We start from the raw sequence: 26,005 nt of genomic DNA on the forward strand, positions 1-26,005 counted from the left end.
CGCAGGCCTCCCCATCGCCCGGCGCCGAGCGCCGCAGCCGACTCGACCGGCCGCCTCACGCGTCGAGACCCGGCTTGAGCACGTCCTCGGTCACGAAGCGCCCGGTCTCGACCTCACGGACCACGACCTCGTAGCCCGCGCTGCGCAGATCCTTGAGGTGATCGAGGGTGACGTAGGCCCGGGTCTCGACATCGTACAGGCGGCTCGCCGCGTAGCGGTTGATCAGGCGCCGCGGGCGCCGCTTCCTAGGCATGCACCGACGTCCACGGATCGGGCGCGAAGCGGCGGGACGGGCAGGGAAGGCGAGACCAAGTCCGCATCGAGGGAATCCGGAAGCGCACCGTCCGGCGGCCGAGGGGCACGCGGGTACGGGCTAGAGTCATTCCAATAAAGAGGGCCAACGCGATGCGGTGCCATTAAATTCGGGTTCATGCGGACGGTCGCGGGGCGATTTGCGCCGCGAAGTCCGGCACAAGGGTCCGGGACCGGGAAACAGCCGCGCCTGCGCCGGGGCGTGGAACCGGGGCGGGGGCCGCGCGTGGCGAAGCTGCTGCTGATCGAGGATGATGCGGAGACGGCCGGGGACGTGCTCGACGACCTGCGCGGGCGCGGCCACGAGGTCGTCTGGACCGCGACCGGTCCGGACGGAGCCCGGGCGGCCCGGGATGGCGGCTGGGGCGCGATCATCCTCGACCGGATGCTCCCCGGCCGGGACGGCCTGAGCGTCCTCCAGGATCTGCGCCGCGACGGGGATCGGACGCCGGCGCTGGTCCTGAGCGCCCTGGGCGACGTCGACGAGCGGATCCGGGGCCTGCGCGCCGGCGGGGACGACTATCTCGCCAAGCCCTTCGCGCTGGCCGAACTCGCCGCACGCATCGAGGCGCTGCTGCGGCGGCCGGTCGACAGCCGCGAGACCGTCCTGCACGTGGGCAACCTCGCGATCGACCTGATCGCCGGCACGGGCCGGCGCGGCGCCCGCGACCTGGAGTTGCTGCCGCGCGAACTCAAGCTCCTGGAGTATCTCATGCGCCGCCCCGGCCAGATCGTGACCCGGGCGATGCTGTTCGAGGAGGTCTGGAACTACCGGTTCACGCCCAAGTCCAACCTGATCGACGTCCATGTCGGGCGCCTGCGCCGGAAGCTGGAGGCGGGCGGGGAGCCGCCCCTGATCCACAGCGTGCGCGGCACCGGCTTCACGCTGACGCCCGATGGTTGATCGGCTCCGCTCGGCGGACCTGTTCCGCTCCACCGCGATCCGCTGGGCGCTCGGCATCGCCCTGTGGTCGCTCCTGCTCGCCCTTGCGATGTTCGCCTTCGTCTACTGGCAGACGGCCGACTACCTGCGGGAGGAACTTGCCGAAACGCTCCGGCTGGAGGTCCGGGCGGCCGCGGCCGACCCTGGCGTCGCGGCGACCCGGGTCGATACGTGGATCGCGATGGATGTCCACGCCACGCATTACGGCGGCCTGTTCGCGCCGGACGGGACGCGCCGGGCCGGCAATCTCGGGGCGTTGCCGGCCCGTCTGGCGCGCGACGGCGACGCGTACCGGGTAAGCGCGACGGTCGATCTCGCCGGTCGCAGCCTCCAGGACGAGATCTGGGCGGCCGCGCTGGCGCTGGCCGACGGCAGCACCGTGGTGATCGCCCACGACACCGACGAGATCGACCGCGTGAAGGCCACGATCCTGCGCGCCCTCGGCCTCGGGCTGGTGCCGACGCTGGCACTCTCGGCCCTGGGCGGCCTGCTGCTCACGAGCCGCGCGCGCCGCCGCCTGGCCGCCACCGAGGCCGCCGTGGCCGAGGTGATGCGCGGCGACCTGGGCAAGCGCCTGCCGGTCGGCCCGGGCGACGACGAGTTCGACCGGCTGACCCGAACGGTGAACCGGATGCTCGACGAGATCGAGCACCTCATGGGCGAGGTCCGCAGCGTCGGCGACGCCGTCGCCCACGACCTGCGCACGCCGCTCACCCGCCTGCGCGCCCGGCTCGAGCGCACCCGGTCCCAGGCCCGGACCGTCGCGGAGTTCCACGAGGCGATCGACCAGGGGCTCGTGTGGATCGACCAGACGCTCGCCATGGTCACCGCCGTCCTGCGGATCGGCGAGATGGAGGACGGGCGGCGGCGCGGCGCGTTCACGCGGGTCGATCTCGGCGAGGTGGCGGCCGTGGCGGTCGAGTTCCACGCGCCGCTCGCCGAGGAGAAGGACATCGACCTCGCGCTCGCGGCGCGGGACGGGCCGCACCCCGTCCACGGCGACCGCGACCTGTGCTTCGAGGCCCTCTCGAATCTCCTCGACAACGCCCTGAAATTCACGCCGCCCGGCGGCCGCGTCGCGGTGGGATTGCAGCGGACCGAGGCCGCGATCGTCGTGACCGTCGCCGATACCGGCCCGGGGCTGCCACCGGGGGAGCGCAGCCAAGTGTTCCACCGCTTCTATCGCGCGGAGGCGGCGCGCCAGACGCCCGGCCACGGCCTGGGCCTGAGCCTCGTGGCGGCGATCGCCGACCTGCACGGCGCCCCCGTGGCGATCCGCGACGCGGCGGGCGGCGGCTGCCATGTCGAGCTGCGCTTCCCGCACGCCGAGGCGGAGGCCGGCCCTCGGACGGCCCGGTCAGCGCCGTCCATCACAAGTGGACCGTCATCCCCATAATTCGCCCGTGATGGCTCGGCCGCTCGGGTGCGAAAGCCGCGGTTAAGGCGCGCCATGTCAGTACCCGGCAACGAAACGACGCCTGTGTGGGGCCGATGAACGTGTTGCGGCGCGCCGGTTCCTGGCTCAGATCGGCCCGCACCTGGATCGCGCTCGGCGTCCTGGCCCCGTTGGGCATGGTGGTGACGTCCGGCCTGATGCTGGCCGATCTGCGCCGGGACGCCTGGGACAGCGCGGACCAGACCAGCCGGAACCTCCTCCAGGTTCTCGAGCGCGACATCGTGCGCAACATCGAGATGTACGATCTCTCGATCCGCGCGGCCGTCGACAACCTGAAGGTGCCGGGCCTGACCGAGGCCGATCCGCGGCTGCGCCAGCTCATCCTGTTCGACCGCGCCGCGACCGCCCGCGACATGGGCGTGATGCTGATCCTGAACGAGGAGGGCGATGTCGTCGCGGACATCGCGGCCGTCCCGCCCCGCAAGGGCAACTACGCGGATCGCGAGTACTTCCAGGTTCACCAGGCGAGCGCCGGGCTCGGCCTCCATGTCGGGCGCCCGATCGTGTCGCGGCTCGACGGCGAGCGGATGCTGCCGTTCAGTCGCCGCATCGACAGGCCCGACGGCAGCTTCGGCGGCGTGGTTCTGGGCACCGTGAAGCTGTCCTACTTCACGCACCTGTTCAGCGAGATCGACCTCGGGCCGGGCGGGGCCATCAACCTGTACCTGACCGACGGCACCCGCATCATGCGCTATCCCTACGTGGAGGCCGATCTCGGGGCGAACATCGCGCAGGCGCCGACCTTCAGGCGGTTCCTGCGGGAGGGGCGGGGCAGTTTCGTCAGCACCTCCGTGCGCGACGGCGTCGAGCGGAGCTACAAATTCACGCGGATCGGGACCCTGCCGCTGATCCTGAACGTCGCCCTGTCCACGAAGGACGTGGAGGCGGACTGGGCCGCGAAGGCGACGATCATCGGCGGCATCGTGCTGGCGCTGTGCGGCCTCACGATCGCGCTGTCGCTCCTGTTCGGGCGGGAGCTACGCCGCCGCGAGGCGATGCGGGCCGAGATGGCCGCTTTGTCGCGCACCGACGCCCTGACCGGCCTGCCGAACCGCCGCTGCTTCGAGGACATGTACCAGCGGGCTCTGGACGCGGCGCGGCGCGACGGCCATCCCCTGTCGCTGCTCATCGTGGATGCGGACCATTTCAAGCGCTTCAACGACCAATACGGGCACCCGGTGGGCGATGCGGTCCTGCAGGGCCTGGCGCGCAGTCTGTCGGCGAGCGTGCACCGCCCGCAGGATCTCGCCAGCCGCATCGGCGGCGAGGAGTTCGCCGTGCTCCTGCCCGAAACCGACGAGGCGGGCGCCCGGCGCGTCGCCGACACGATCCATGCCGAGGTGGCGAAGCTCCCCGTCCCGTCGGCCGGGCTCGGGGCAGGCGTCGTGACGGTGAGCATCGGGCTCGCCGCCGCACGGCCGAGCGGCGACCGGAGCGCGCCCCTGCCGGACCTGTACCGCTTGGCGGACGGCGCCCTCTACGAGGCCAAGACCGGCGGCCGCAATCAGACGCGCAGCGCGGCGCCGTCACCCGCGCCGCTCCAAAGGGGCGCGCTGCAGCTGGTGAAGACGTCCTGACGGGGCCCGGCTGCGATCGGTCTTCCGATTTCTTGACGGAATCGACACGAAAACCGTGATCTTCTCGCGCCGATGGCTGACGGACCGGCCCGTGCCGCCCGTCGTCATCGCGCGCCGATGGACGGGTAGGCAGCGGGACCCGTGCGTCGGATCAGCGATGCTCGTGTGGATTTCGCGTGGAATCCGGCCCCGCAAGCCAAGGGTAACGAGGATGGACGACAGACGTGTGGCGCCCCGCAGACGGACGCTTCTCGAGGGGCACATCGAACTCGCCGGTGGCGGTGCGATCGACTGCACGATCCGCAACATCTCGGACGGCGGCGCCCGCCTGCGCGTCGTCAGCGTGATCGGCGTTCCCGACGCCTTCGTGCTGTCCTACGGGATCAACGGTCAGCGTCGGCCGGTTCGCGTCACGTGGCGTCAGGAAACCGAACTCGGGATCGCGTTCGACGACGCCTGACGGCCCGCGCCGGACGAGGCTTCCACGCCCACCCGTGTTGAGGGGCGGATCGGAGGGGCGTGGAAGGCCTGCGTCCGGCTGGTGGCCCACCGATGCGCCGACAGGGTTAACGTTTCCTTACCGGGCGGCGGGGGCCGCGCGCCGGGCGTGGAGCGTCTCGGCGATCACCACGCCGGTCCGCAGCACGTGGCGATGGGCGATGGCCCCGGCCTCGGCGGCGTCCCGCCCGGCGAGGGCCTCGAACAGATCCCGGTGCTCCCGGGCGGATTCCGCCCAGCGGCTGCCGCTGGAGAGCGCGCGCAGGCGCGCCCACTGAGCCCGGGCCTGAAGCGGCGCGTGGGCCTCCGCCAGCGGACGGTTGTGGGCGGCCGTGACGATCGTCCGGTGGATCTCCTGGTTGAGGGCGAAATAGGCGTCGAGCACCTGGTCCCGGTGCATGCGGTCGAGCTGAGCCTGCTTGCCGCGCAGGTCGTCCATCAGGGCCTCGGAGATCCGCGGCGCGGCGAGTTCCGCGGTGAGCCGCTCGATGCCGGCCAAGGCCTCGAACAGTTCGAGGATCTCTTCCGGCGTCCAGTCCGGGACGCGCGCGCTGCGATTCGGGTGCAGGTCGACCAGCCCCTCCGCGGCCAGGAGCTTGAGGGCTTCCCGCAGCGGGGTCCGGGAGACCCCGAGCGCGACGGAAAGGTCCGTCTCCACGAGGGTCGCGCCCGCCGGCAGCACGCCGCGGACGATCATGTCCTTGAGCCGGGCCGCCGCCTGCTCGTGCAGTCCGATCCTGTGCACCTGCGCGGCGGGGACGATCAGGGCCTTGCGGGGCCGGCCCCGGCCTCGTGCGACGACGTCCATCGATCCTCCCACTCCACCGCGCCAGCCTAGCGCGTGCGGCCGCCCGATCGATGATCCATTTTTCGGCCACTTGCGCTGCCATATCATGCATTTGCGCAAATTGCATGCAGCATGCAGAAAATGCCTTGTCGCTCGTCCCGGCCTGTCGGATGCTCCGCGTGTCGGGGAAGGATGCGATGGAACGACCGAACCGCACGACGCGCCTGGGCATGCTGACGCCCTCGTCGAACAGCGTCCTCGAGCCGGCCACCGCCCATCTGCTGGCCGGCTGCGCGGGTGTGAGCGCCCACTTCGCCCGCTTCCGCGTGACGGAGATCGGCCTGTCGGCGGCGGCGCTGGACCAGTTCGACCCCGAGCCGATCCTGAGCGCGGCCGACCTGCTCGCCGATGCCCGGGTCGCCGCGATCCTGTGGAACGGCACCTCCGGCGCGTGGCTCGGCTTCGACGCGGACGAGCGCCTCGGCGCGGCGATCACCGACCGGACCGGACGCCCGGCCTCCACCGCCGCGCTCGCCTTCCGCGACCTGTTCCGCGCCCGGGGCTTCCGGCGGATCGGCCTCGTCACGCCCTATACCGGCGACGTCCAGCGCCGGATCCAGGCCAACTGGGGTGCGGCCGGATTCGACTGCGGCGCCGAGCGCCATCTCGGCCTGTCGGAGAATTTCGCCTTCGCCGAGGCCGGTCCCGAGGCCATCGCCGGCATGGTCCGGGCGGTGGCGGCCGAGGGCGTCGACGCGGTGGCGATCGTCTGCACGAATCTCGCGGGCGCCGTCCTGGCTCCGGATCTGGAGGCCGAACTCGGCGTGCCGGTGATCGATTCGGTGGCCGTCACCCTGTGGAAGGGCCTGGACCTCGCCGGCTGCCCGACCGCGCATCTCGCCGCCCATGGCCGCGCCTTCGCGGCGGACGGGGAGGGCCGTCCGTGAGCGCCGGAGCCGGAACCACCCTGATCCTCGACGGGATCACCCAGCGCTACGGGACGGCGCTCGCCGTCGACACCGTGACCCTCGACATCAAGGGCGGCGAGCTCGTGGCGCTGCTCGGGCCCTCGGGCTGCGGCAAGACCACCCTGCTGCGGGCGGTGGCGGGCTTCCTGAAGCCGACGGAGGGGCGCGTCATCATCGGCGGCCAGGCGGTCGACCACCTGCCGCCGAACCGCCGCACCGTCGGCATCGTGTTCCAGAACTACGCCCTGTTTCCCCACATGAGCGTCGCCGACAACGTCGCCTACGGCCTCGCGGCCCGGGGGGTCGGGCGGGCCGAGCAGAAGGCACGGGTGGCCGAGATGCTGGCGCTGGTGCGGCTGGAGCACCTCGCCGGGCGCTACCCGCGGGAGATGTCGGGCGGCCAGCAGCAGCGGGTGGCGCTGGCCCGGGCGCTCGCCGTGCGCCCCTCGATCCTGCTCCTCGACGAGCCCTTCGCGGCCCTCGACAAGAACCTGCGCCTCGACATGCAGATCGAGATCAAGCGCATCCAGCGCAGCGCCGGCACCACCACGCTGATCGTCACGCACGACCAGGAGGAGGCCCTGTCGATGGCCGACCGGGTCGCCGTGCTCAATGCCGGCCGCCTGGAGCAGTTCGCACCGCCCACCGACGTCTACGACCGCCCCGAGACGCTGTTCGTCAACACCTTCGTGGGCACGGCCAACGTCCTGCACGGCCGGCTCGCGACCGGGCCGGGGGGCACCCGCGTGGTGGCCCTGGAGACCGGCGGCCTTCTGCCCACCGTCACGGCCTTGCCGGACGGGACGCGGGTGGCCGCCTGCCTGCGGCCAGAGCACGTCGCCTTCGCGACCGGAGGGGAGGGGCTCGACGGCGTGGTCGAGATCGGCCTGCCGCTCGGCGCCACCCTGGTCCACGAGATCCGCCTCGACGGCGGCGCCCGCCTGAAGACCGCCGAGGCCCGGGCCGCGGGCGCCCGGCCCCGGCCGCCCGGCACCCGCGTGCGCCTGTCGCCGACCGCGCCCGAGCGGGTCAGCGTCTTCCCCGATTCCCGCCACTGAAGCCGAGCCGCCCGAGTCCGAGCCAGGAGAGCCGACCATGACCCTGCACCGCCGCAGCCTCCTCGCCGGCGCCCTGACCCTCGGCGCCGCGCAGGCCTTCCCGGGCCTGTCCCGCGCGCAGGCGCGCAAGCTCGTCTTCGCGACCTTCACGGGCAGCTGGGAGGAGGCGCACCGGGCCGTGCTGGTGCCGGCCTTCCGCAAGAGCTCGGGGGGCGACGTCATCCTCGATCCGATGCTCTCGGTCGACCAGATCGCCAAGGTCCAGGCCGCCCGGGCCAACCCGCCGATCGACGTGATGCTGCACGATCCGGGCCCCGCCCTCACGGCCATCGCCCAGGACCTCGTCGAGCCCTATCCGGTGGCCCAGTCGGCCCATTACGGCGACCTGATCGCCGACGCGCAGGAGCCGATGGGCCCGGCGCCGTTCTTCCAGATCGTCGGCCTGACCTACAATCCCGAGAAGGTGAAGACGCCGCCGACCTCCTGGGCCGACCTGTGGAAGCCCGAGTACAAGGGCCGGGTCGGCATCACCAACCTGAACTCGACGCTCGGCACCGGCTTCCTCGTGGAGATCGCCCGGATGCACGGCGGCTCGGAGACCGATGTCGAGCCGGGCTTCAAGGCGCTGGAGGCGCTCAAGCCGAACCTCGCCGCCGTGGCGGCCAACCCGGGCGCCCTGGCGGCCCTCTACCAGCAGGAGCAGGTCGACATCGGGCCGGGCAATTTCAACGCGATCCAGATCCTGAAGGCCCGGGGCGTGCCGGTGGAGTTCGCGATTCCGAAGGAGGGCATCATCGCCTTCAAGACGACGATCCACATCGTCAAGAACACGCCGGTAAAGGAGCTGGCCTTCAAGCTGATCGAGGCCGCCCTCTCGCCGGAGGTGCAGGCCAAGCTGATGCAGAGCCCCTACCTGATCGTGCCGACCAACCGGAAGGTCGCGATCGAGGGCGCGATCGCGAAGGTGCTGGCCAAGGACGCGGACGAACTGAAGCGCAGGTCGGTCTTCCAGGACTGGGCCGCGATCAACCGCAGCCGGTCGGCCTGGATCGAGCGCTTCAACCGCGAGATCCGGGTGTGACCGCCGGCCCGGCCATGGCGACGGCGGGCCCGGTCGCGGCGCCCGGCCGCCCGGTCCGCGCCTGGACGGCGGCCTACGACATCCGCCTCGCCCTGCCCCTCGGGGCGTTCTTCCTGGTCTTCTTCCTGGCGCCGCTGGCGCTGCTGCTGCTGGTGAGCTTCTACGCCGATCCGGGCATGACCCGGTTCGGCCTCGACCAGTACGCCCGGTTCCTGCTCGACCCGTTCTCCCTGCGGGTGCTCGGCGCGACCCTGTGGCTCGGCGTCGAGGTCACCGCGCTGACCCTGCTGCTCGGCCTGCCGCTGGCGCTGCTCCTGACCTGGGCGCCCGGCCGGCTGCGCGGCCTGCTGACCCTGATCGTGCTGCTGCCGCTGCTCACGAGCGTGGTGGTGCGGACCTTCGCGTGGATCGTGATCCTCGGGCGCCAGGGCATCGTCAACGCCGCCCTGCTCGGCCTCGGCCTCACCGACACGCCCCTGAAGCTGCTCTACACCGAGGGCGGCCTCGTCCTGGCGCTGGCGCAGGTGCAGATGCCCCTGATGGTCCTGCCGCTGGTGACCGCCCTGTCGCGGATCGACCCGAACCTCGCCGACGCCTCGGCGGCTCTGGGGGCGGGGGCGTGGCGCACCTTCCTCCGGGTGACCCTGCCGCTCTGCCTGCCCGGCATCGTGGCGGGCTGCCTGCTGACCTTCGCGGCGGCGATCACCGCCTTCATCACCCAGTCGCTGATCGGCGGCGGGCAGATGCTGTTCATGCCCATGTACCTGTACCAGCAGGCCTCTTCGCTCAACAACTGGCCTTTCGCGGCGGCGATCGCGATCGTCTTCCTCGTGGCGGTGCTGGCCTGCGTGACGCTCCTCAACCTCGTGGGCCGCCTGTCGCGCGGCTACGCGCAAGCCTGAGGTCACCATGCGGACGTCCCTGCGGCGCGACTTCGACTGGTTCAGCTTCCACGGCACCGTGCTGCTGCTCGCCGGCCTCTGCCTCGTCCTGCTGGCGGCGCCGACCGTGATCGTCGTGGTGGTCTCGTTCACCAACGGCTTCTCCCTGCGCTTCCCGCCGCCGGGCTATTCCCTGCGCTGGTACGCGGCGCTCGCGGAGGCCGAGCAGCTCCAGGCCGCCGCCTGGAACAGCCTGGTGGTGGCGGGCTGGGCGACCCTCCTGTCGGTGGTGCTGGGCACCGCGGCGGCGCTCGCCATCGCCCGGTCGCGGCGGCTTTCCGCGCGGCTCCTCGACAGCCTGTTCCTGTCGCCGCTGGTCCTGCCGGCCCTGGCCTTCGGGCTCGCCGCCCTGATGCTGTTCAGCCTCGCCGGGATCCCGGTCTCGCCGCTGACCCTGATCCTCGGCCACACCGTGGTCTGCGTGCCCTTCGTGGTCCGCACCACGGTCGCGGCCCTGTCGCAGATGGACCCGGTGCTGCTGGAGAGCTCGACCTCGCTCGGCGCCTCGCGCCTCTACACGTTCCGCCGGGTGACCCTGCCGTTGATCCGGCCCGGGATCCTGGCCGGGGGCTTCATCGCCTTCATGGCGAGCTTCGACAACGTCCCGGTCTCGCTGTTCCTGCGCGACGCCGCCACCGACATGCTGCCGATCCGGATGTGGCAGGATCTGGAGGGGCGCCTCGACGTCACGGTGGCGGCGGCCTCCAGCCTGCTGATCCTGGTGACGGTGGTGCTGGCGGTGGTGATGGAGCGGGCCGCCGGCCTGTCCCGCCGGATGGCGGGCTGACCCGCCATGCGGATCCTGCTCCTCAACCCGAACACCTCCGCGGCGATGACCGAACGCATGGCGCGGGCGGCCCAGGCGGCGCTGGCCCCCGATGCGCGGATCACCGCGCTCACCGCCACGACGGGCCTGCCCTACATCGCCAGCCGGGCCGAGGCGCAGCTCGCCGGCGCGGCGGTGCTGGAGACGCTCGCCGCGCACCAGGCCGGCCACGATGCCGCGGTGATCGCGGCCTACGGCGACCCCGGGCTGATCGCGGCGCGGGAGCTGTTCGACCTGCCGGTGGTCGGGATGGCCGAGGCGGCGATGCTGACCGCCTGCCAGGTCGGAGCGCGCTTCGCGATCGTCACCTTCGCCCCCGCGCTGCTGCCCTGGTACGAGGATGCGGTGGCCCTGGCCGGCCTGTCGGCCCGCTGCGCCGGCCTCTACGCGGTGCGCCGGCCGTTCCAGGCGGTGACCGAGGTCCAGGACGACTTGCGGCCCGAGATCCTGGCCCTGGCCGAGCGGGCGGTCGAAGAGGGGGCCGACGCGGTGATCCTGGCCGGGGCGCCCCTCGCCGGCCTCGCCACGACCCTGCGGGACGCGGTGCCGGTGCCCCTGGTCGACCCGCTGGCGGCCGCCCTCGGCCAAGCGCAGGCGCTGGTGCGGCTCGGGACGCGGCCGCCCCGGGCCGGACGCTTCGCCCGGCCGCCCGCGAAACCGGCCACGGGCCTGAGCGGGCCGCTCGCCCGCTGGATCGCGCATCGCGAGGGAGAGCCATGATGCAGACCGATGCGACGGGCCCGCTCTGGACCCTCTCGGCCACCGCCCTGGGCCGACGCTACGCCGCCGGGACGGCGAGCCCGGTCGCGGCCGCCCGCGCCTGCCTGGACCGGGCCGAGGCCGTGAACCCGGGGCTCAACGCCCTGGTCGCCGTCGATCCCGAAGGTGCGGCGCGCGCCGCCGCGGCGAGCGCGGCCCGCTGGGCGGCGGGCCGGCCGCTCGGCCCCCTCGACGGCGTGCCGGTGACCATCAAGGACAGCCTGAACGTCGCCGGGTTCGCCACCGGCTGGGGCAGCCGGCTCTACGCGGGGCAGGGGGCGGACCGGGACGAGACGCCGGTGGCCCGCCTGCGCGCGGCCGGAGCGGTGATCCTGGGCAAGACCAACGTCCCGGAACTGACCGTCCAGGGCTATACCGGGAACCCGGTCTCCGGCGTCACCCACAACCCCTGGGATCCGGCGCTGACCCCGGGGGGCTCCAGCGGCGGCGCCGTCGCGGCGGTGGCCGCCGGGATCGGCCCCCTGGCCCTCGGGACCGATGCGGGCGGCTCGATCCGCCGCCCCGCCTCCCATACCGGCCTCGTCGGCCTGAAACCCACCGCCGGACGGGTGCCGCGAACCGGCGGGCTGCCGCCGATCATGCTCGACCTCGAGGTGGTCGGGCCGATGGCGCGCACGGTCGACGACCTCGCGGCGCTGATGCGGATCCTCGGGGCGGCCGATCCGAACGCGGTCGCGCCGAACGGCTTCGGCCCGTTCGGGACCGCCGCAATGCCGGAGCGCCCGCTGCGGATCCTCCATGTCCCGGCCTTCGGCACCGCCCCGGTCGATCCCGAGATCGCCGACAGCGTCGCCGAGGCGGCCGGGCGCCTCGCCGGCCTCGGCCACCGGGTCGAGACCGGCCGCTTCGACGCGGCGACCGCCATCACGGAGGCGTGGCCAATCCTCGGCCAGGCCGGAATCGCCTGGCTGATGCGGGCGCATCCGGGCCGGCGCGACGACCTCGGCCCCGACATCCGCGCCCTGGCGGAGGCCGGGGCGGCCCTCTCGGCGGCCGACCTGTTCGACGTGCAGCGGATGGCGCTGGCGCTGCGTCAGGATCTCGCCGCCCTGTTCGCCGCGCATGATCTGCTGATGACGCCCACGGCGGCGGCGCTGCCCTGGCGGGCGGAGGACACCCATCCGGAGCGCATCGCCGGGGTGCCGGTGGGCCCCCGCGGCTCGGCGACCTTCACGGGCTTCGTCAACGCCGCCGGCTGTCCCGGGATCTCGATCCCCTGCCGCCCCTCCCGTGCCGGGCTGCCGATCGGGTTCCAGCTCGTGGCGCCCTGGGGCCGCGACGAGGCTCTGGTGGCGATGGCGGCGGCCTACGAGGCCGCCCATCCCTGGCGGATGCTCTGGGAGGGCGGCGCCCAGTGACCGGCCTGTCGCTCCACGCCGTCGACGCCGCCACGGGCCGGCCGGCCGCGGGGATGCGCGTGCGCGTCCTGCGGGCCGGGTCCCGGCGGCGGGTGCTCGCCGAGGGGCGGCTCGGCGCGGACGGGTCGCTCGATCATCCGATCGTGCGGACGCGGCTCGCCGCCGGACTCTACGAGGTCGTGTTCGCGATTGGGGACTTCGTCGGGGCGGCGGGGGAGGGGTTCCTGGAGGAGGCCGCGATCCGCTTCCGGATCGACGACCCCGACGGCCACTGCCACCTGCCGCTGAAATTCACCGCCTTCGGCGTCGCGCTGTTCCGCGGCTGCTGAGCCGGGGGTGCGTCGTCCCGGCACGCGCCTGCGGCGGCGCGGCCCTGCCGGCTCCCTCTCCCTTTGAGGTGACCGAGGCCCCCGGAGCGCCTAGACTCGATTCCGATCGGAGCGGGGCGCAGGAGGAAGCCGATGCGGGTTCAGGCGATGACGATCCCGGCCGCGGCCGGGCGCGCGACGCGCGGCGCCCCTCCGGCGCGCCTGATGCTGGCCGCGCTGACGGTCCTCGCACTTCCGCTGGCCTGGGTCGCGGCCGGACGCTCCCCTGCGGCAGCCATCGACCCCGATCTCGTGCGGGTGATCCGCTTCATGGCGCTGATCAAGGGCGGGTTTGCCCTGGCGGCGCTGGCCGGCTGCCTCTGGCGCCTCGGACGCCCCGCGGCCGCGTGGCGGAGCCTCGTCTACGTGGCCGGGCCGCCGCTCATGGCGGTCGGTGCGGCCGGCCTGTGGTCCCTGCACGATGCCGGCTCGGCGGCGCTCGCCCTGCATCTCGGTCTGTTCGCGCTCCTCGCGGCGGCGCTGACCGACCCCGATGCCCTGCCCGACGGTCCCCTGCGGCACGCCGTCAGATCGTCTCGTAGGCGAACAGAACCGAGATCAGCGTCAGGCCGATCAGCCCGATGACGAAACAGATGTCGGCGCAGCGCTCCAGGCGGATCGCGAGGTCGCTGACATCCCCCAGACGGATCGACAGGTAGGACGCGATCGCGCTGACCAGGAACAGGACCGCCGTCAGGGCGGCGGCCTCGTCGACGTGGCTCGGCCCGATCCAGCCCTCGGCGATCTTCACGAGGCCGATCAGCGTGGTGCAGACACCGACCATCGTACCGGCATTGGGGAGGATGTGGCGCGACAGGCCGTCCTCGCCGGATCCGGTGGCCTTCCGCCTTTCGGCCATGCGCTCCTCGTACAGCTCCGCGCCGGCCGATCCCCCTTAGATATCGCGCCCGTGGAGGTTCGTCATGAAGCGACCGCTCACCACCAGCTTCTCCGCGCCGCCGCCGACGCAGGCCGCCTCCCCCGAGCCGGCGACCTCGACGGCGACCACAGCGGCGACCACAGCGGCATCCTGGCGCGACGTCGCCCCGTTCGCGGCTGCCCTGATCGCCACCCTGGAGGGGATCGAAACGGGGCCGAAGGCGGGGCCGGCGATGCGGGCACACCGCTCCGCCATGCGCCGCCAGGGCGCGGCGGCCGCGGCGCTCGGCGGATCCGAGGCGCTGGAGGCGGTCCTCCACCAGGTCGCGGAGGCCGACGCGGCGCGGGCCGCTCAGCGCCTCGCGCTCATCCGCGAGGCCTGGACCGGGCTGCCGGGGGCGGGGGCGTGAGGCGTTCGGTCGGCCTACCGGACCGGGCTGGCGGCAGGTCCCGGACGCAGGTCCCGGACGAAGCGCGCCGTCGGGCGGGGCGCCGCCTTTTCGCGCCCCGGATTCAGACCGTCGCGTAAAGATTTGATACAGGATCTGGGATAAATTCGGGCTCAGCCACGCCGCGTCACACCGAGATCGATCGTCAGGAATTTGTGATGAACGACCAAGACAAGCAATTCATCACCCAGCAGATTCTTGATGTGGGCCGCCAGCTCTACGCCGCCCTCGACAGCAAGATCATGGCGGCTCACGCGCAGCAGCTCGCACAGATGCAAGATGTCAGGCGCCTCGCCGTCGTTCAGCTGGCGCCGAAAAACAACTTCTGTCTCGTGACAGATCATCCGATCGCCTACGAGAGCAACGATCACACGGTTCCGCGCGGAACAAAGGATGACAATACACGCAATCAGCGGTTCTGTCATGCGATCGAAAGCCATTTCGGCCGAAAGGTCACCGCCCTGGACCTCGGCTGCGCAGGGGGCGGCCTCGTCTTCGATTTCCTCATCAGAGGCAACGCGGCATTCGGAATCGAGGGAAGCGATTACTCCCTTCGCGCGCAGCGCGCCGAATGGTCTATCATTCCAGATTATCTAAAGACATGCGATATTACCAAGCCATTTTCTCTGATAGATCAGAAGACGGGTACGAAAGCCAAATTTGACGTCATCACGATGTGGGAGGTCCTCGAGCACATCGAGGAATCGTTGCTTCCTCAGCTGTTTGCGAATGTGAAATCTCACCTGGCCGACGGCGGTCTTTTCGTGGGCTCCGCCGCGACATACGACGATGTCGCCAACGGCGTGAGCTACCATCCTACAGTCAAGCCGGAGACGTGGTGGCGCGAGCTTGTCCGTCAGCACGGGCTCGAATTCGTCCCGAAGAGCATGTTTCAGTTCAAGGATTTTTGCCGAGGTTCCGGCAATGAGAACGCATTCTACGATGCCGATTTCAGCAAGAACCCCGAACTCGGCTTCCACTTCGTGATGAAGCACGTCGCCGCTTAGGTGCGGGGCATCCGAACGCGGCCATGAGGGCGCCGCACGCTTGAGCGGACCGAGCGCGCGCGCCACATGGACGGGAGCGACAGCATGGGGGGCCGGCCGTGTACGACCTCATCCACACCCTCCGCCTCTGGCTCTGGCGCCGTCAGATGTGGGCCATGGCACGGGCGTGCCGAGTGCCCGCGACCGGCGACGGCGACTGGATCGCCGCCACCGTGGCGGCCTCCGCGACGAGCTCGGGCGCGCCGGTCTCGTACGTGAGCGGCGCCGGCCTGTAGCGGATCCCGCTTTACCGGGAGCGATCAGCCTTCCGGAGATGGCTCGGCGGCGGCGGCGCCCGGCTCGGGTGCCGGGCCGGTGTCGAGGGTGCCGCTGTGGACCAGGGCGCCGGCCCAGGCGCTCGCGATGATCCGGACCTGCTCGATGGCCTCGGCGCGGGTGAAGGCACTGTCGCCTCCTCCCGGCCTGCCCTCGTCCCAGTAGACGTAGCCGGTGCGCCGGCCGCCGGCATCCTCGACGCAGGCGGCGTTCTCGAGGACGCAGATCCGGAGCGGGAGCTTGAGGCCGAGTGTGGGCATGGGGCCCATATAGGGCGCCGATCCCGCAGGAAATCGGCGCGCCCGCCGCGTGACGGTGCGCCTCAGGCAGGCCTCAGGTGGGTTTGGCCGCGTTGAGCGCCCGCGTCAGGTGCGCCACGACCTCGTCGCCCTTGGGCGGAGGCTCGGCTTCCTCGACCCGCCGGGCGACTTCCATCACGAGGTATGTCACCGATGGCGGCCACGATACGCCGTTGTCCAGGAGCATCCGGGCGGCGCTTACGAGCATCCTGAACTGGTCCGGCGGGATCGTGAGACCGGCCTCGTGCTGCGCGAGGATGTGGTCGGCGATGGCGGCCGCCAGTCCAGCAACCTCGGCCATCTTGTCGGGCGGACCCTCAGCCGTCATCTCAGATCGCGCTTCGTCTTGGAACGCTCGGTGCGGAGCATCTGTCACCTCTCCCAGGCCCACACGGTTCCACAAGCAATCCTGGGCAGCAAGCCACGCGGGCGGTTCGCAACTCCGACGTGTTGGATTGTGAACCATCGACGTCATGCGGCGGATCGGGCGACCCATGCGTCTGCGTGGCTGGCCGTGCGCCCTGGCATCCCCTCATCGAGGCTCCCCGTTCGTGGCCGCTCTTCACCCGGCGGTCGGCCCCGTGCGGCCAGGGAAGCGGGCCATTGCCGCCCATGAATGGGATCCGGGGCTCGCGTCCGTGCGGAGCCGCGCGCCCGGCCCGCCGCCGTCCACCCGCATGCGGTGTGACGGGCGCCCCGACGCGGCTCGACCGGTGAGCCAGCTGCGCTGGTCTGGGAGGCAACCGCGTCCTGACCGAAGCCGCGGGCCTCGAAGATCCTGTGGACGACGCCTGGCCGCTTCGCCTCGTCCAGCCCGATCGTGACGCAGGCGAGGGCAGCGGGGCGGCCCTGCGGGACAGCGACCTGCATCTGCTGGTCGACCGGCCACAAACGGAACGGCGACGGGCCGCGCGTGCGTCAGCGTGCGGGCGGCGGCGCGGACGGTCGTCGTCCCATCGATGGCCACCGTCACGCCGTCGGGTTTCCCGTCATCCGAGCGACTGACAAAGATCAGCCCGGCGGTCGGCGCCCCTATCCGGCCGACCCGGAGCGGGCCGGTCGGGGCAATGTCGAAGTAAGAGCGGACGGTCCGTCTCCGATCCAATTCGGCCACTCGGCGGACTCGGACGACAGCCCGAAAACGGATGCGGCCGACGGCACGTCCTACCTGTGCGCCCGCCGGTAGTCACGCGCGCTCATGCCGTGGCGATCCTTGAAGCGGCGCGCGAAATGCGCCTGGCTGCTGAAGCCGCAGCCGTAAGCCAGCATGCCGATCGACAGGTGGGCGCAGGCCGGATCGGCTAGGCGCTTGGCTGCCGCCTCGAGCCGGCGTCCCCAGATGTAGTCGGAGATGTGCCGGTCGCGCTCGTGGAACAGCTCCTGCAACCGGCGCAGCGACACGCCGACCGCGGCGGCGAGCTTCGGCGGGTCGAGGGTCGTGTCACTCAAGTGCGCCTCGACGTAGGCCTTGGCGCGCTGGACGGTGGCGTTGCCATGTATGGAGCGGGGCACCTCCTGCGCCAACCGTTCGGCGAGACTGGCCACGACGAGATCGATCCCAATCGACGCCATGCGCGCCGCACCGTCGGGGTTGAGCCGATCTCCCACCCGGATCAGTTCCTGGACGTAGGTGTTCGCCAGCATCGTAGAGGCGAGGTTGGCCTCGACCGCGAGGGCAGTGAACAGTTGAGACGGGCCCAGCACGCTCTCCAGGCGCTCCCGCGGCAGGTCGAGGATCAGGAAGGTGCCGGTCTCGATCTCGCTCACGCCCGGTCGATGATCGAGCACGACGAAATCGCCGGCCCGAGCCAGCGCCTCACGCTCGTTCTGCTGGACGGCATGGCGGCCGGATTGGCTGAAGACCGCGTAGAGGCGGTCACCCCGGCCGTTCCGCCGCACCGCCTCGGGTGTCACTTCGGTCCGGGTGGAACTCTGAACGCTTCGCGTGATCGGCAACGCTCCGATCGCGGTGACCTCGATCCGGCCGTGGAACGGCGCAGCGTCAAGATTCCCGATCTCGTTCGGAACCATCTGATCGCACATCATCTCCCGCCATCGCCGGAAGGCGATCCTGGGGTGGAGGCCCTCAGTCGAGAAAAGCGGTCGCATCCGCGGTCTCGGTCCACAGGTCGCCATACGAGGGCGGAGATTGGAGGGGCCGCCCGTCTATTGTATATAATCTAATGATTCAAGCATTGCGGGCCACCCGAAAACGGACCGGCGGAAACCCATCCCGAGCCGCGTTTCCGGACGCGACCCATACCGGTCTTAGGAGACGCTGAAGGCAGAACCCGAAAGCAGCCCTCGGTTCGCAGTCGGGCAGCTTTGGTTCAAGGTCCAAAGTGGTCGATTCGCCGAGACGCCGCAGATCGTAGCGTGAAGTCCGAAGGATGCCGCCGAAGCAGGACTTGCCGATCACCGGTCAGGCGGAAAGAAGCTCTTCGGGCGCAATCAGTCGAGATGAGGCACGCGAAGTCTCTGTTTTGCCGGCGACGTTATCGATCGTGCGGACTTGATTGCGTCCCCCTCGCTTCGCTTCGTAGAGCGCGGCATCTGCGAGGCTCAGCCACTCCGTCTGGGCCATCATGGGCCGGCGGTCAGCATACAGCAGCCCCACGCTCACTGTGACTATGCCGAGAGGGCTCAGGGCATGGGGCAACGCCAGGGCTTCGATTGATTCTCGGCAAGCGTGCGCGACTTTCTGCGCGCAAGCCTCTTCGACCCCGGTCAAGACGACCGCAAATTCTTCCCCTCCGATCCGGAAGGCAATACCGCCGGCGCGCGCTGCACACTTCGCCAAGTCTGCTCCAACGGCCTTCAACACCAGGTCACCGGCGGGATGTCCCGAATGGTCGTTGAAGGCCTTGAAGCGATCGACATCGATCAGCGCGAGCGCGCACGGCTCGTGCAACGAGACGCTCTCCAATTCTGCAAGTTTACGGTCGAAGTGGCGGCGATTGGGAATGCCGGTCAACGCATCGGTCAACGCGAGGGCGGCGAGTTCTGCCTCCGCGGCAGCCCTGCGCCGCAACTCGCCTCGCAGTAGCTGTAGAAGGCAAAGGAGAGCGATGGCGAGCGTGCCAACAATCGAGACGAGTGCTATGGCGCGGCCCTGCCAAGCTGAATTGATCGTGCCGATCGGGACCGACACAACGACGTGCATCGGCAATGTCCCCACCCGGTGCGCAACATGCAGCGCTTCCGCTCCTGCAACGGATGAGATGAGCGTGATATGTTCGGCCTTCGCAATCGCCGAAAGCGTCTGCGCATCGAGAGGGTCAGCAACTGGATATTGCGCGGGCACCTGCCCACTTGTGATAGCGCTGCCGCCATGGAACAACACGGTGATCTTGAGGTTGAGATTTCGATTGAGCCGAGCAAATACTGCCTCGAAGTAGGCAAGCTCGATCGCGCCGACGACGACGCCGGCGAACGTTCCGTCAGCATAGGAGAAGCGACGGCTCATCGGGATCATTTCTCGACCGCTGATCCGCGTGCGCCATGGTCGTCCTACAAACAGGCCAACATCACTATCGCGATGCACCTGAAAGTAGGCCCGATCGGCGCCGTTCACCCGACGCGACACCAAAGAGCCGGAGTCGAGGAATGCATCACCCTGCGCGTCGAGGACGAAAATGGCTCCATAGCCTGAGGCCGTTGCCGCCCGATCAAACAGGGCAAGATGCCGGACCTGAGGTGAAACGTCCTCGAGAATCGGGTCGCTCAGGCGATCGGCCACAGCCTGCAACGACAATCCATAGAGTTCAAAGTCGCGCGCGAGCGTCCGTGTCAGGCTGTCCAGCAGGGTCTCGGCACCGATCTTTGCCTGCTGCCAAGCTGCGTCGCGCAGGCCCACGACGGCCAAGCCCGCGCATCCGCACAGCACGATGGTCACAGCCAGGCCGGCGGCAATCAGAAGGCGCGGAGAGCGAATGCGATCGCGGTTTTGGTGTACTCCAGGCATTGCACGTCGTTATGAGTGATCCCACGTGATAACATATGTTGTGGGGTATTAAGCCGCCCCTACCAGACTGGCAGCGTCGAACCCTTACATTTCAAGTTGTATTGAGCGCGCGGGACTGAGCAACTAGAAGCTGTTCTCGCCTGGCAGCTGACAAGCCTGACAAACAGCTCCTCTGGTGATTTTGCTCCCCAAAGCAGTCTGTCGCGATTCTACCCTGCGCCGCCGGTCCGCACCCAACCCCTGCCAGCCGTGCCGCCAGCTTTCGCCGACACCCGGAAGCAGCCATTCACCGCCCCTCCGACACCTTCGGCTGGGGATGGACAGCGGACCGTAGATCGTCGTCCAGAAGCCGACGTTCAGCCTCCGACCGACCATCGTTGACATGTTGCGGCCTGACTCGCGCCAGATCTGACAGAGATTCCGATCCAGATCTCAAACAGGAACTGCGATCTATCCACCACGTCTCGATCGCGAAGGTTCGGACTGCATCATGGATCGGGGCCAATCAGCGGCCGAGCGCTCCCTGACTTGCTGTTGAAGCCAGTACGCCTCCGCCATCAGGGCGCGCTCCTACGCGGGCGGATGCCGTCCGCCGCTCCCGTTTCCACGATGGTGACAGAAATTGTCACCACGGCGGCGTAGGACGCCGCCTCGGGTGAAAGGCGAGTCCATGAAACGCATTCAATATCACTCCTACGGCGGCCCCGAAGTCATGCGGCTCGAAGAGTTTGCACTGGGAACGCCAGGGAAGGACGAAGTGGCGGTCGCCGTCCGTCGCGCCGCGCTCAACCCGATCGACTGGAAGGTCCGCAACGGCGCGATGAAGATCGTGACCGGGCGATCGTTCCCGCGTGGAATGGGTCTGGACCTGGCCGGCACCGTCACCGCGGTCGGGGCCGACGTGACCCGATTCAAGATCGGCGACGCGGTCTTCGGCATGGCGCGCTTCAAGGAGGCCGGTTCACTGGCCGAAGCTGTCATTGCCAAGGAAGCCGCGCTCGCGAAAAAGCCGGAGACCGTCTCCTTCGAGCAGGCCGCATGCCTCGGGACGGCGGGCGTCACGGCTTGGAATGGCCTCATCGACAAGGCGCGACTGAGGCCCGGTCAGAGCGTGTTCATCAATGGATGCTCGGGTGCTGTCGGAGAGGCCGGCGTGCAGATCGCACGCATGTTCGGCGCCGAGGTGTCGGGCAGCTGTGGCGCCGAAGGGATCGAGCGTGCCCGCTCGCTCGGGCTCCAAACAGTCTATGATTATCGGGTCACCGCCGCATCGACGATTTCCGAGGTATTCGACGTGGTGTTCGATGCTGCAGGAACGCTCTCGACGTCAACCGGTATCGGCCTGCTGCGCAAGGGCGGCACCTTCACCACGGTCGAGCCTACGCCCGTACGGTTCTTGCGTGCCGTGTTCGACCGGCGGATGAAACCGATCGTCGGAAAGCCACGTGCGGACCTGCTCGACCGCCTGGCAAAGGCAGCCCATGACAGGACGCTGGTTCTGCCGATTGCCGAAACCGTGCCGCTCGCGCAAGCTATTCCGCTGATCTCGGCAATCGAGGCGGGCCGCAAGCTGCGCGGCAAAGTGGTCGTCACGATCGGGTAGCCGTGTCGCGCAGTCACCGTCTCTTCGACCTCCTCCAGCGTCTCCGCCGTCACCGAGGGGTGGTCGCGGGCGCGGTGCTCGCTCGCGAAGCCGGCGTCTCCTTGCGCACCATCCGCAGGGATATCGCGACTCTGCAAGCCATGGGGGCCGACATCGATGCGGAGGCCGGCGTCGGCTATGCTCTCCGCCCTGGTTTCTTGCTCCCGCCGCTCTCATTCACCGAAGAGGAACTGCACGCACTGGTCATCGGTGCGGAATGGGTGAGCCGTCAGACCGACGCCGCCCTGGCTGAGGCCGTTCGCAATGCTCTCGCCAAGATCGATAGCGTGCTGACACCGACCCTGCGGCCGGCTCTCGACGACAGCAGTTTCTACGTCGCCTCCGGCCCTCCCTCGGTCGCCACGCGCTTCGATCTGGCGCAGTGCCGCCGCGCGATGCGCGAGCAGCGTAAGATGCGGGTTGTCTACCGTGAAGAAAGTGGCGGCACGTCGGAGAGGATCGTCTGGCCGATCATGCTTGGTTTCGACGGATCCGGGCGAAGCTTTGCAGCTTGGTGTGAGAGAGAGGCCGGTTATTGCATTTTCGACGCCGAACGCGTTGTCGATATGACCCTTCTCGTGGAGCACTACCCGGGAAGCCGTCGACAGCTGGTCAAAGCGTGGCGCGCCGTGGCAGAACGACTGTGCGCGCAAAGGGTCCGATAAGGCCGCGGTCCTCCGCAGGGCTGCCGAGGAAGCGGCCGCACCAGCCGTGCAGTCGGCGATCGGCCCGCCGATCAGCAGGAAAGCGAGCGGGCGGCAGGCGCGGTCGGGGGGGCGCGTGGATCCCGGCCGTGCGTCCACCGCGCGAGCGCCCGCTTGCCCGCATTGGTTCTCCCCTTCGCCTCCCGTGGAACAGCGATGGGCCTCCACCCCGGATGGGTCGATCAGACCCTGGGCCGGCGGTCCGCCAGCCTGAGCCAGAGCTTCGAACAGACCGCCCGTCCTTGCCTGCCCAGCGCATGAAACGGTCGACGATCTTCTTCGGGCCGTAGATCTCGCGCGGTGCGTCCGCCCGACGTCCGCCGGATTTCAGCCCGTGACCGATGCCGCCGATCACGCGCGGGTCGTCGACGCGCTCCTTACCTCGCGTATCGGTGGGCAGGTGCGGAGCGATCTTCGCAGACTGCTCATCCGTCAGCCAGGAATGATCCATCGGCGCCTCCGGCAGGAGCCGTGAATCACATCCTGCCGGGCCGCGCTATCGTTATGGGGGACGACACTAAGACGGCAGGCTGCCGGCTCACTTTTATTGAAATAATACGATCCATTTTCGATTAAAAGCAGAAGACATTCCTTACTTTGCACCCTGAATGGTCGACGACTCGTGGCGATTTTCCGATATGGCCAGTGGTGGGATGCAAACGAATGCTTTGAGACTCGGATAAGCCGCGTTCATTGCCGCATCGATCGTTTTGTTTTCGATCACGACCCCATAGCCCGGAAATCCGATCAGCTGATTGGAAAGCGGAAGACAGATCTTCATGAGGTTTCTCGCGCCGAGGGGTGAAACCGTGTACGCCATTACCCCGAAGCTATGACGCAAACGGAGCGGCACGTTCAGCCCGGCACGATCACGGAACTCTGCAACCCGAGCGCGAAGATCATCCTGTTCGAACTGCAGCTTGCAGCGAACCCCTTCGACAACCTCAAGCCAGAGAAAGGCGTCGAAGTTCACCCCCCAAAGAACGACATCCCAATCGGAGGGAAGCGCGTCCAGGATTGTGCGTGCCCCGGCATGAAAATCTCTCGAAAAAAATCGCGTCGTCTTCCGCAATCGTTACACAGACATCCTCGTCCGCTGCCTTGGTCCAGAGACCGATATGGGAGTGTGCATTGCCCAAGGCTGGATTTGTATAGCGCAAATCTCGATGGATCATCCCGGTCCTGGCAAGTTCGTCGCGATCCAGGTTTCGGCCTTCGACAGCGTCCGGCCGGACAATCTGGAGGAAATCGTTGCGATGCATGAATGTTTTCAATCGCTCAGCGTCGCGATCCAAGTTGATGATGTGAACGGGGACATTCCGGTCGGCATCGATCATCGTCTTGTGCCTCGGCCACACGGGACATCGAAAAATCTTGATTCAAAAGAGCAGGCAACAACACAGAGCGAGATTCTTGATAATTTTGCTCATCGAGCAAAGGCTTGTGCGTTCGTGCGCAATACGAAAAATCTTTTGCTTGTATCTATGAGTATAAATTTCAGATTTTCCATCAAGACATTGCCTTTTCGTCCGAATATCAATCAAGCCGCAGTACGGTGATCGTATTGGCCTGGTTCCGGACTCCCTGCTTTCCGCTCCCGATCCGCAAAGCCAATTCGACTTATCCAAGTGGCGAGCTCATGATAACGCGTGATGTGCGGCTGCGACATGAGCAATCTGGCTGACAGAGGCGCATTTACATCTACCTGAAAGTCATCCACACGATGTGCGACAATCGAACCTGCGCCAGATGCTTTCCATCCGTCACGATGAATTGCAAATAAAGTAGTTTGTTATAAATTTGTAAGCGCCCTCATAAGCCATATTGTGCCCACCGGTCGACAACGCATCTCGATCGGCATGCGCCATCCAGCCTTCGACCATATACGGAACATCGTCAGAAGGGACATTGTGCAAGAATATTGGCACCTGATGATGATTGAAATACATGGCTAAAACGATGTCGTCATTTGCGCGGCAAAATTTATCGTTTGATGTGTCGACTAAATATCGATCAAAATCGTCCTTGATACAATTCGGAGGATACAGGACCCCACCAAACCCTTCGAGCATCGTGCATGCGCCGTGCCCGTACCAGGGCTCGAAGAGACCACCTTCTTTCAGGTTGCCTCCATAACGGGTGAGTATCCGATCTTCGTTCGGACCAGAGATAGATGTCAGCAATCTCAATTGATTTCGCGGATATCGGCAATCGTTGTCAACCGACCACATGTACGCATCGTCATGTCGATGCCGGAGCAGGGTGGGGGCGATCTTCGTGATCGGCCCATAATCATCGGTTCGAAAAACCGCGATCTGACCTTCCGAAACGAGCCAATCCGGAAGAATGTATTCTTCTCCATTGCGCTTGCAATGGAACGGAATATTGATCTCCAGACGATCGACAGCCACGTCCTGATGGAGAACAGACTCGATGACGGGCTCGATCTCCGCGATACGGGACGGTATCGTCGTCATAGAGGCAATGATGCGCATCTCGATCCCGTCTCGCTGATGCAAGGAAGACTATTATTGACGCAACTGGACAACATTCGCAAGAACCTTGCTCCTGCATCAGTTGCCCATTCAGGAATCGGAAGCGGTCGTCGCCAGTTCTGCCAAGAATCTCCGCGTCTGCCGCCGGTCGCGGGACGAGCGGCGAACGGGGCGGCAACCCTCGCGCCGATCGGGTCCACCGAAGCGCCTGCGTCGGCAGCGCCAACACCCTCGCGGTCGCGACTCCCGACAAGGGCCAGGAGCGCTTCGCCGCTCGGCCGTGCCGCCGTCGCCATGAGCGGATTGTCGACCGGCTCGCCCCGTGTCGAAGACTTGCGCCGCTCCCACGATGCGGCCCCCTGATTGCCGCCTCACGGCTGGCAAGACCTCCAGAGACAAGGCGCCGCTGCCGAGGACTGTGCGAACCCGGATGAGCAGAGATCGATCCCGATCAGCGCGAGCAGATCGTCGTCTTGATCAGATCGGGTAATAAACCGGCCGATCCCAAGCTCTTGCAACTCGCACGCCACCGACTGAGATACGCATCCAGAGGCAATGCCGCCCGTTCCGGCCAGCGATTGAGCGCACCGATGTCTTCCAACAGCGCGGGACGCGCCATCAGGGCGGGTAGCAGTATCGAAACCGCCGCCTTCGCATGGTCGGACAGTCCGACGAAACCCTCCAAGGCCGATCTATTGCGGGTGAACCAAGAGCTGGACGTTCCGAGGCCTTGAGATGACGAAATCTGATTGTACTGGGCCAGAATGTTATCTCGATAATGGCTTATCTCCTTCCCATAGCCCGCGTCTCCCGGAAACGGCGGGGTCCTCTCCCAATCCGCCGCCAGGTTGGCGAGACCGCGGAGCGAGAAGCTTTCAGCGATCATTTCTTCAACCCACTGGCATGGCGCGCTGGGTTTCGCTTCGCTGTCCCAAGAATTACTCACGACATGACCCAGTTCGTGGCCGAACTGATAGGCCAACTGGGTCCAAGCACGCTCGCCCACGTCGACATGGATGATGGCAGTATCGCTCGCATCCCGATGCAGCCAGACCGCGGGTGGACCGGCGGGGCAATTCTCGATCCGTAATATCTGCGGCTGCCGATCGGACACCATACGGATGCCGGAGCAGCAGGCCTCCCGCATGCGGCCGATCACGAGCGCGGCCGACCGTGGCGGCGCGTGCCATTCGCCCCGGACTTCGACAGGATTCGCCAGGATCGGAGCGCTGCCTGCTTTGGTACGGCTGAGGCTTATCATGTATAAACCTCCAGCAAAAGCGACGCTCCGACGTGAG

Annotated in this window: 29 protein-coding genes and 1 pseudogene; 18 read left to right on the forward strand and 12 right to left on the reverse strand. The window is 68.3% G+C overall.

All coding sequences use genetic code 11. The features are described from left to right. Positions 1-55: 55 nt before the first annotated feature. Complete coding sequence (locus tag MCBMB27_RS03840) at positions 56-253, reverse strand: polyhydroxyalkanoate synthesis regulator DNA-binding domain-containing protein (protein ID WP_043349771.1); 198 nt, start codon at positions 251-253, stop codon at positions 56-58. 285 nt (positions 254-538) lie between these two features. Here MCBMB27_RS03840 and MCBMB27_RS03845 point away from each other — a divergent pair, with 285 nt between their 5' ends. The 4 genes from MCBMB27_RS03845 (at position 539) to MCBMB27_RS03860 (ending at position 4,748) form a co-directional block, all read left to right on the forward strand. Continuing rightward, entirely contained in the window at positions 539-1,216 is a 678-nt protein-coding gene (locus MCBMB27_RS03845; protein WP_043349768.1) for a response regulator transcription factor, read from the forward strand. Then, positions 1,209-2,651, forward strand: coding sequence for a HAMP domain-containing sensor histidine kinase (locus MCBMB27_RS03850; RefSeq protein ID WP_075379909.1), 1,443 nt, complete (start codon positions 1,209-1,211; stop codon positions 2,649-2,651). The genes MCBMB27_RS03845 and MCBMB27_RS03850 overlap by 8 nt, the downstream gene beginning before the upstream one ends. Before the next feature lie 95 nt (positions 2,652-2,746). Next, positions 2,747-4,288 (forward strand): sensor domain-containing diguanylate cyclase, encoded by a 1,542-nt coding sequence (locus MCBMB27_RS03855; RefSeq protein WP_075379910.1) that lies wholly within the window; start codon positions 2,747-2,749, stop codon positions 4,286-4,288. A 211-nt stretch (positions 4,289-4,499) separates the two neighbouring features. Then, a complete protein-coding gene (locus MCBMB27_RS03860) occupies positions 4,500-4,748 on the forward strand; it encodes a PilZ domain-containing protein (protein ID WP_043386543.1) in 249 nt (82 codons plus the stop codon). A 117-nt stretch (positions 4,749-4,865) separates the two neighbouring features. Here MCBMB27_RS03860 and MCBMB27_RS03865 read toward each other — a convergent pair whose 3' ends face one another. After that, entirely contained in the window at positions 4,866-5,594 is a 729-nt protein-coding gene (locus tag MCBMB27_RS03865) for a GntR family transcriptional regulator (RefSeq protein WP_043386546.1), read from the reverse strand. Between the two features lie 176 nt (positions 5,595-5,770). Here MCBMB27_RS03865 and MCBMB27_RS03870 point away from each other — a divergent pair, with 176 nt between their 5' ends. The 9 genes from MCBMB27_RS03870 to MCBMB27_RS03910 all read left to right on the forward strand — a co-directional run bounded on the left by MCBMB27_RS03870 (position 5,771) and on the right by MCBMB27_RS03910 (position 13,538). After that, positions 5,771-6,520, forward strand: coding sequence for a maleate cis-trans isomerase family protein (locus MCBMB27_RS03870; RefSeq protein ID WP_043349762.1), 750 nt, complete (start codon positions 5,771-5,773; stop codon positions 6,518-6,520). Then, positions 6,517-7,599 (forward strand): ABC transporter ATP-binding protein, encoded by a 1,083-nt coding sequence (locus MCBMB27_RS03875; protein ID WP_043349755.1) that lies wholly within the window; start codon positions 6,517-6,519, stop codon positions 7,597-7,599. Before MCBMB27_RS03870 ends, MCBMB27_RS03875 begins: the two co-directional genes overlap by 4 nt. Before the next feature lie 37 nt (positions 7,600-7,636). Continuing rightward, positions 7,637-8,680: an ABC transporter substrate-binding protein gene (locus tag MCBMB27_RS03880; protein WP_075379911.1), complete on the forward strand. Its 1,044-nt coding sequence runs from the start codon at positions 7,637-7,639 to the stop codon at positions 8,678-8,680. Next, positions 8,677-9,582 (forward strand): ABC transporter permease, encoded by a 906-nt coding sequence (locus tag MCBMB27_RS03885; RefSeq protein WP_043349751.1) that lies wholly within the window; start codon positions 8,677-8,679, stop codon positions 9,580-9,582. Before MCBMB27_RS03880 ends, MCBMB27_RS03885 begins: the two co-directional genes overlap by 4 nt. Positions 9,583-9,589: 7 nt before the next feature. Beyond that, positions 9,590-10,408: an ABC transporter permease gene (locus tag MCBMB27_RS03890; protein WP_043386552.1), complete on the forward strand. Its 819-nt coding sequence runs from the start codon at positions 9,590-9,592 to the stop codon at positions 10,406-10,408. Between the two features lie 6 nt (positions 10,409-10,414). Continuing rightward, positions 10,415-11,167, forward strand: coding sequence for an aspartate/glutamate racemase family protein (locus tag MCBMB27_RS03895; protein ID WP_043386555.1), 753 nt, complete (start codon positions 10,415-10,417; stop codon positions 11,165-11,167). Then, positions 11,164-12,585: an amidase gene (locus MCBMB27_RS03900; protein ID WP_075379912.1), complete on the forward strand. Its 1,422-nt coding sequence runs from the start codon at positions 11,164-11,166 to the stop codon at positions 12,583-12,585. The genes MCBMB27_RS03895 and MCBMB27_RS03900 overlap by 4 nt, the downstream gene beginning before the upstream one ends. Beyond that, the gene (locus MCBMB27_RS03905; protein WP_075379913.1) at positions 12,582-12,914 is read left to right on the forward strand and encodes a hydroxyisourate hydrolase; all 333 of its coding nucleotides are present in this window, start codon (positions 12,582-12,584) and stop codon (positions 12,912-12,914) included. Before MCBMB27_RS03900 ends, MCBMB27_RS03905 begins: the two co-directional genes overlap by 4 nt. Before the next feature lie 132 nt (positions 12,915-13,046). After that, a complete protein-coding gene (locus MCBMB27_RS03910) occupies positions 13,047-13,538 on the forward strand; it encodes a hypothetical protein (RefSeq protein WP_236952888.1) in 492 nt (163 codons plus the stop codon). On the opposite strand, the gene MCBMB27_RS03915 is transcribed toward MCBMB27_RS03910, so the two are convergent. Then, positions 13,480-13,812 (reverse strand): hypothetical protein, encoded by a 333-nt coding sequence (locus MCBMB27_RS03915; protein WP_043354278.1) that lies wholly within the window; start codon positions 13,810-13,812, stop codon positions 13,480-13,482. The two genes, MCBMB27_RS03910 and MCBMB27_RS03915, sit on opposite strands and share 59 nt — an antisense overlap. 64 nt (positions 13,813-13,876) lie before the next feature. On the opposite strand from MCBMB27_RS03915, the gene MCBMB27_RS03920 reads away from it, so the two are divergent. From MCBMB27_RS03920 to MCBMB27_RS30140, 3 genes are all read left to right on the forward strand, one after another. Further along, a complete protein-coding gene (locus MCBMB27_RS03920) occupies positions 13,877-14,242 on the forward strand; it encodes a hypothetical protein (protein ID WP_075379914.1) in 366 nt (121 codons plus the stop codon). 197 nt (positions 14,243-14,439) lie between these two features. After that, positions 14,440-15,288, forward strand: a complete 849-nt coding sequence (locus MCBMB27_RS03925; protein WP_043354281.1) for a methyltransferase domain-containing protein — start codon at positions 14,440-14,442, stop codon at positions 15,286-15,288. Positions 15,289-15,386: 98 nt separating this feature from the next. After that, positions 15,387-15,563, forward strand: coding sequence for a hypothetical protein (locus MCBMB27_RS30140; protein ID WP_164706397.1), 177 nt, complete (start codon positions 15,387-15,389; stop codon positions 15,561-15,563). Positions 15,564-15,587: 24 nt separating this feature from the next. On the opposite strand, the gene MCBMB27_RS03930 is transcribed toward MCBMB27_RS30140, so the two are convergent. The 4 genes from MCBMB27_RS03930 to MCBMB27_RS03945 form a co-directional block, all read right to left on the reverse strand. Next, positions 15,588-15,872: a hypothetical protein gene (locus MCBMB27_RS03930; protein WP_236952889.1), complete on the reverse strand. Its 285-nt coding sequence runs from the start codon at positions 15,870-15,872 to the stop codon at positions 15,588-15,590. A gap of 64 nt (positions 15,873-15,936) precedes the next feature. After that, positions 15,937-16,230: a hypothetical protein gene (locus MCBMB27_RS03935; protein WP_043354282.1), complete on the reverse strand. Its 294-nt coding sequence runs from the start codon at positions 16,228-16,230 to the stop codon at positions 15,937-15,939. A gap of 836 nt (positions 16,231-17,066) precedes the next feature. Beyond that, positions 17,067-18,011 (reverse strand): helix-turn-helix domain-containing protein, encoded by a 945-nt coding sequence (locus MCBMB27_RS03940; protein ID WP_075379915.1) that lies wholly within the window; start codon positions 18,009-18,011, stop codon positions 17,067-17,069. A gap of 313 nt (positions 18,012-18,324) precedes the next feature. Further along, on the reverse strand, positions 18,325-19,758 hold the full coding sequence (locus tag MCBMB27_RS03945; RefSeq protein ID WP_236952981.1) for a GGDEF domain-containing protein: 1,434 nt from the start codon (positions 19,756-19,758) through the stop codon (positions 18,325-18,327). Between the two features lie 778 nt (positions 19,759-20,536). Between MCBMB27_RS03945 and MCBMB27_RS03950 the strand changes: the two genes are divergently transcribed. Both MCBMB27_RS03950 and MCBMB27_RS03955 read left to right on the forward strand, forming a co-directional pair. After that, the gene (locus tag MCBMB27_RS03950; protein ID WP_075379917.1) at positions 20,537-21,469 is read left to right on the forward strand and encodes an NAD(P)-dependent alcohol dehydrogenase; all 933 of its coding nucleotides are present in this window, start codon (positions 20,537-20,539) and stop codon (positions 21,467-21,469) included. A gap of 2 nt (positions 21,470-21,471) precedes the next feature. Beyond that, positions 21,472-22,173, forward strand: a complete 702-nt coding sequence (locus tag MCBMB27_RS03955; RefSeq protein ID WP_043756319.1) for a helix-turn-helix transcriptional regulator — start codon at positions 21,472-21,474, stop codon at positions 22,171-22,173. Positions 22,174-22,209: 36 nt separating this feature from the next. Here MCBMB27_RS03955 and MCBMB27_RS03960 read toward each other — a convergent pair. The 5 genes and pseudogenes from MCBMB27_RS03960 to MCBMB27_RS29405 all read right to left on the reverse strand — a co-directional run. Then, positions 22,210-22,663: pseudogene (locus MCBMB27_RS03960) on the reverse strand (transposase family protein); the annotation flags it as partial. A 141-nt stretch (positions 22,664-22,804) separates the two neighbouring features. After that, positions 22,805-23,185 (reverse strand): hypothetical protein, encoded by a 381-nt coding sequence (locus tag MCBMB27_RS29395; protein ID WP_139231653.1) that lies wholly within the window; start codon positions 23,183-23,185, stop codon positions 22,805-22,807. Continuing rightward, on the reverse strand, positions 23,157-23,549 hold the full coding sequence (locus MCBMB27_RS30950; RefSeq protein ID WP_075379918.1) for a glycosyltransferase family 25 protein: 393 nt from the start codon (positions 23,547-23,549) through the stop codon (positions 23,157-23,159). The genes MCBMB27_RS29395 and MCBMB27_RS30950 overlap by 29 nt, the downstream gene beginning before the upstream one ends. A 426-nt stretch (positions 23,550-23,975) precedes the next feature. Continuing rightward, positions 23,976-24,707: a hypothetical protein gene (locus tag MCBMB27_RS29400; protein ID WP_139231652.1), complete on the reverse strand. Its 732-nt coding sequence runs from the start codon at positions 24,705-24,707 to the stop codon at positions 23,976-23,978. A 451-nt stretch (positions 24,708-25,158) separates the two neighbouring features. Further along, positions 25,159-25,968: a hypothetical protein gene (locus MCBMB27_RS29405; RefSeq protein WP_075379919.1), complete on the reverse strand. Its 810-nt coding sequence runs from the start codon at positions 25,966-25,968 to the stop codon at positions 25,159-25,161. Between the last annotated feature and the right edge of the window lie 37 nt (positions 25,969-26,005).

It is taken from the genome of Methylobacterium phyllosphaerae, assembly GCF_001936175.1.
Classification (GTDB): domain Bacteria; phylum Pseudomonadota; class Alphaproteobacteria; order Rhizobiales; family Beijerinckiaceae; genus Methylobacterium; species Methylobacterium fujisawaense.

Excerpts from the sequence above, each read along its gene's own strand:
- MCBMB27_RS29405 (WP_075379919.1), bottom strand. The coding sequence starts at position 25,968 with ATGATAAGCCTCAGCCGTACCAAAGCAGGCAGCGCTCCGATCCTGGCG.
- MCBMB27_RS03940 (WP_075379915.1), bottom strand. The coding sequence starts at position 18,011 with ATGCGACCGCTTTTCTCGACTGAGGGCCTCCACCCCAGGATCGCCTTC.
- MCBMB27_RS03900 (WP_075379912.1), top strand. The coding sequence starts at position 11,164 with ATGATGCAGACCGATGCGACGGGCCCGCTCTGGACCCTCTCGGCCACC.
- MCBMB27_RS03925 (WP_043354281.1), top strand. The coding sequence starts at position 14,440 with ATGAACGACCAAGACAAGCAATTCATCACCCAGCAGATTCTTGATGTG.
- MCBMB27_RS03840 (WP_043349771.1), bottom strand. The coding sequence starts at position 253 with ATGCCTAGGAAGCGGCGCCCGCGGCGCCTGATCAACCGCTACGCGGCG.
- MCBMB27_RS03895 (WP_043386555.1), top strand. The coding sequence starts at position 10,415 with ATGCGGATCCTGCTCCTCAACCCGAACACCTCCGCGGCGATGACCGAA.
- MCBMB27_RS03910 (WP_236952888.1), top strand. The coding sequence starts at position 13,047 with ATGCGGGTTCAGGCGATGACGATCCCGGCCGCGGCCGGGCGCGCGACG.
- MCBMB27_RS03950 (WP_075379917.1), top strand. The coding sequence starts at position 20,537 with ATGAAACGCATTCAATATCACTCCTACGGCGGCCCCGAAGTCATGCGG.
- MCBMB27_RS03870 (WP_043349762.1), top strand. The coding sequence starts at position 5,771 with ATGGAACGACCGAACCGCACGACGCGCCTGGGCATGCTGACGCCCTCG.
- MCBMB27_RS03860 (WP_043386543.1), top strand. The coding sequence starts at position 4,500 with ATGGACGACAGACGTGTGGCGCCCCGCAGACGGACGCTTCTCGAGGGG.
- MCBMB27_RS03930 (WP_236952889.1), bottom strand. The coding sequence starts at position 15,872 with ATGGGCCCCATGCCCACACTCGGCCTCAAGCTCCCGCTCCGGATCTGC.
- MCBMB27_RS03890 (WP_043386552.1), top strand. The coding sequence starts at position 9,590 with ATGCGGACGTCCCTGCGGCGCGACTTCGACTGGTTCAGCTTCCACGGC.
- MCBMB27_RS03935 (WP_043354282.1), bottom strand. The coding sequence starts at position 16,230 with ATGACGGCTGAGGGTCCGCCCGACAAGATGGCCGAGGTTGCTGGACTG.
- MCBMB27_RS30950 (WP_075379918.1), bottom strand. The coding sequence starts at position 23,549 with ATGATCGATGCCGACCGGAATGTCCCCGTTCACATCATCAACTTGGAT.
- MCBMB27_RS03880 (WP_075379911.1), top strand. The coding sequence starts at position 7,637 with ATGACCCTGCACCGCCGCAGCCTCCTCGCCGGCGCCCTGACCCTCGGC.
- MCBMB27_RS03855 (WP_075379910.1), top strand. The coding sequence starts at position 2,747 with ATGAACGTGTTGCGGCGCGCCGGTTCCTGGCTCAGATCGGCCCGCACC.
- MCBMB27_RS29400 (WP_139231652.1), bottom strand. The coding sequence starts at position 24,707 with ATGCGCATCATTGCCTCTATGACGACGATACCGTCCCGTATCGCGGAG.
- MCBMB27_RS03915 (WP_043354278.1), bottom strand. The coding sequence starts at position 13,812 with ATGGCCGAAAGGCGGAAGGCCACCGGATCCGGCGAGGACGGCCTGTCG.
- MCBMB27_RS03865 (WP_043386546.1), bottom strand. The coding sequence starts at position 5,594 with ATGGACGTCGTCGCACGAGGCCGGGGCCGGCCCCGCAAGGCCCTGATC.
- MCBMB27_RS03920 (WP_075379914.1), top strand. The coding sequence starts at position 13,877 with ATGAAGCGACCGCTCACCACCAGCTTCTCCGCGCCGCCGCCGACGCAG.
- MCBMB27_RS03850 (WP_075379909.1), top strand. The coding sequence starts at position 1,209 with ATGGTTGATCGGCTCCGCTCGGCGGACCTGTTCCGCTCCACCGCGATC.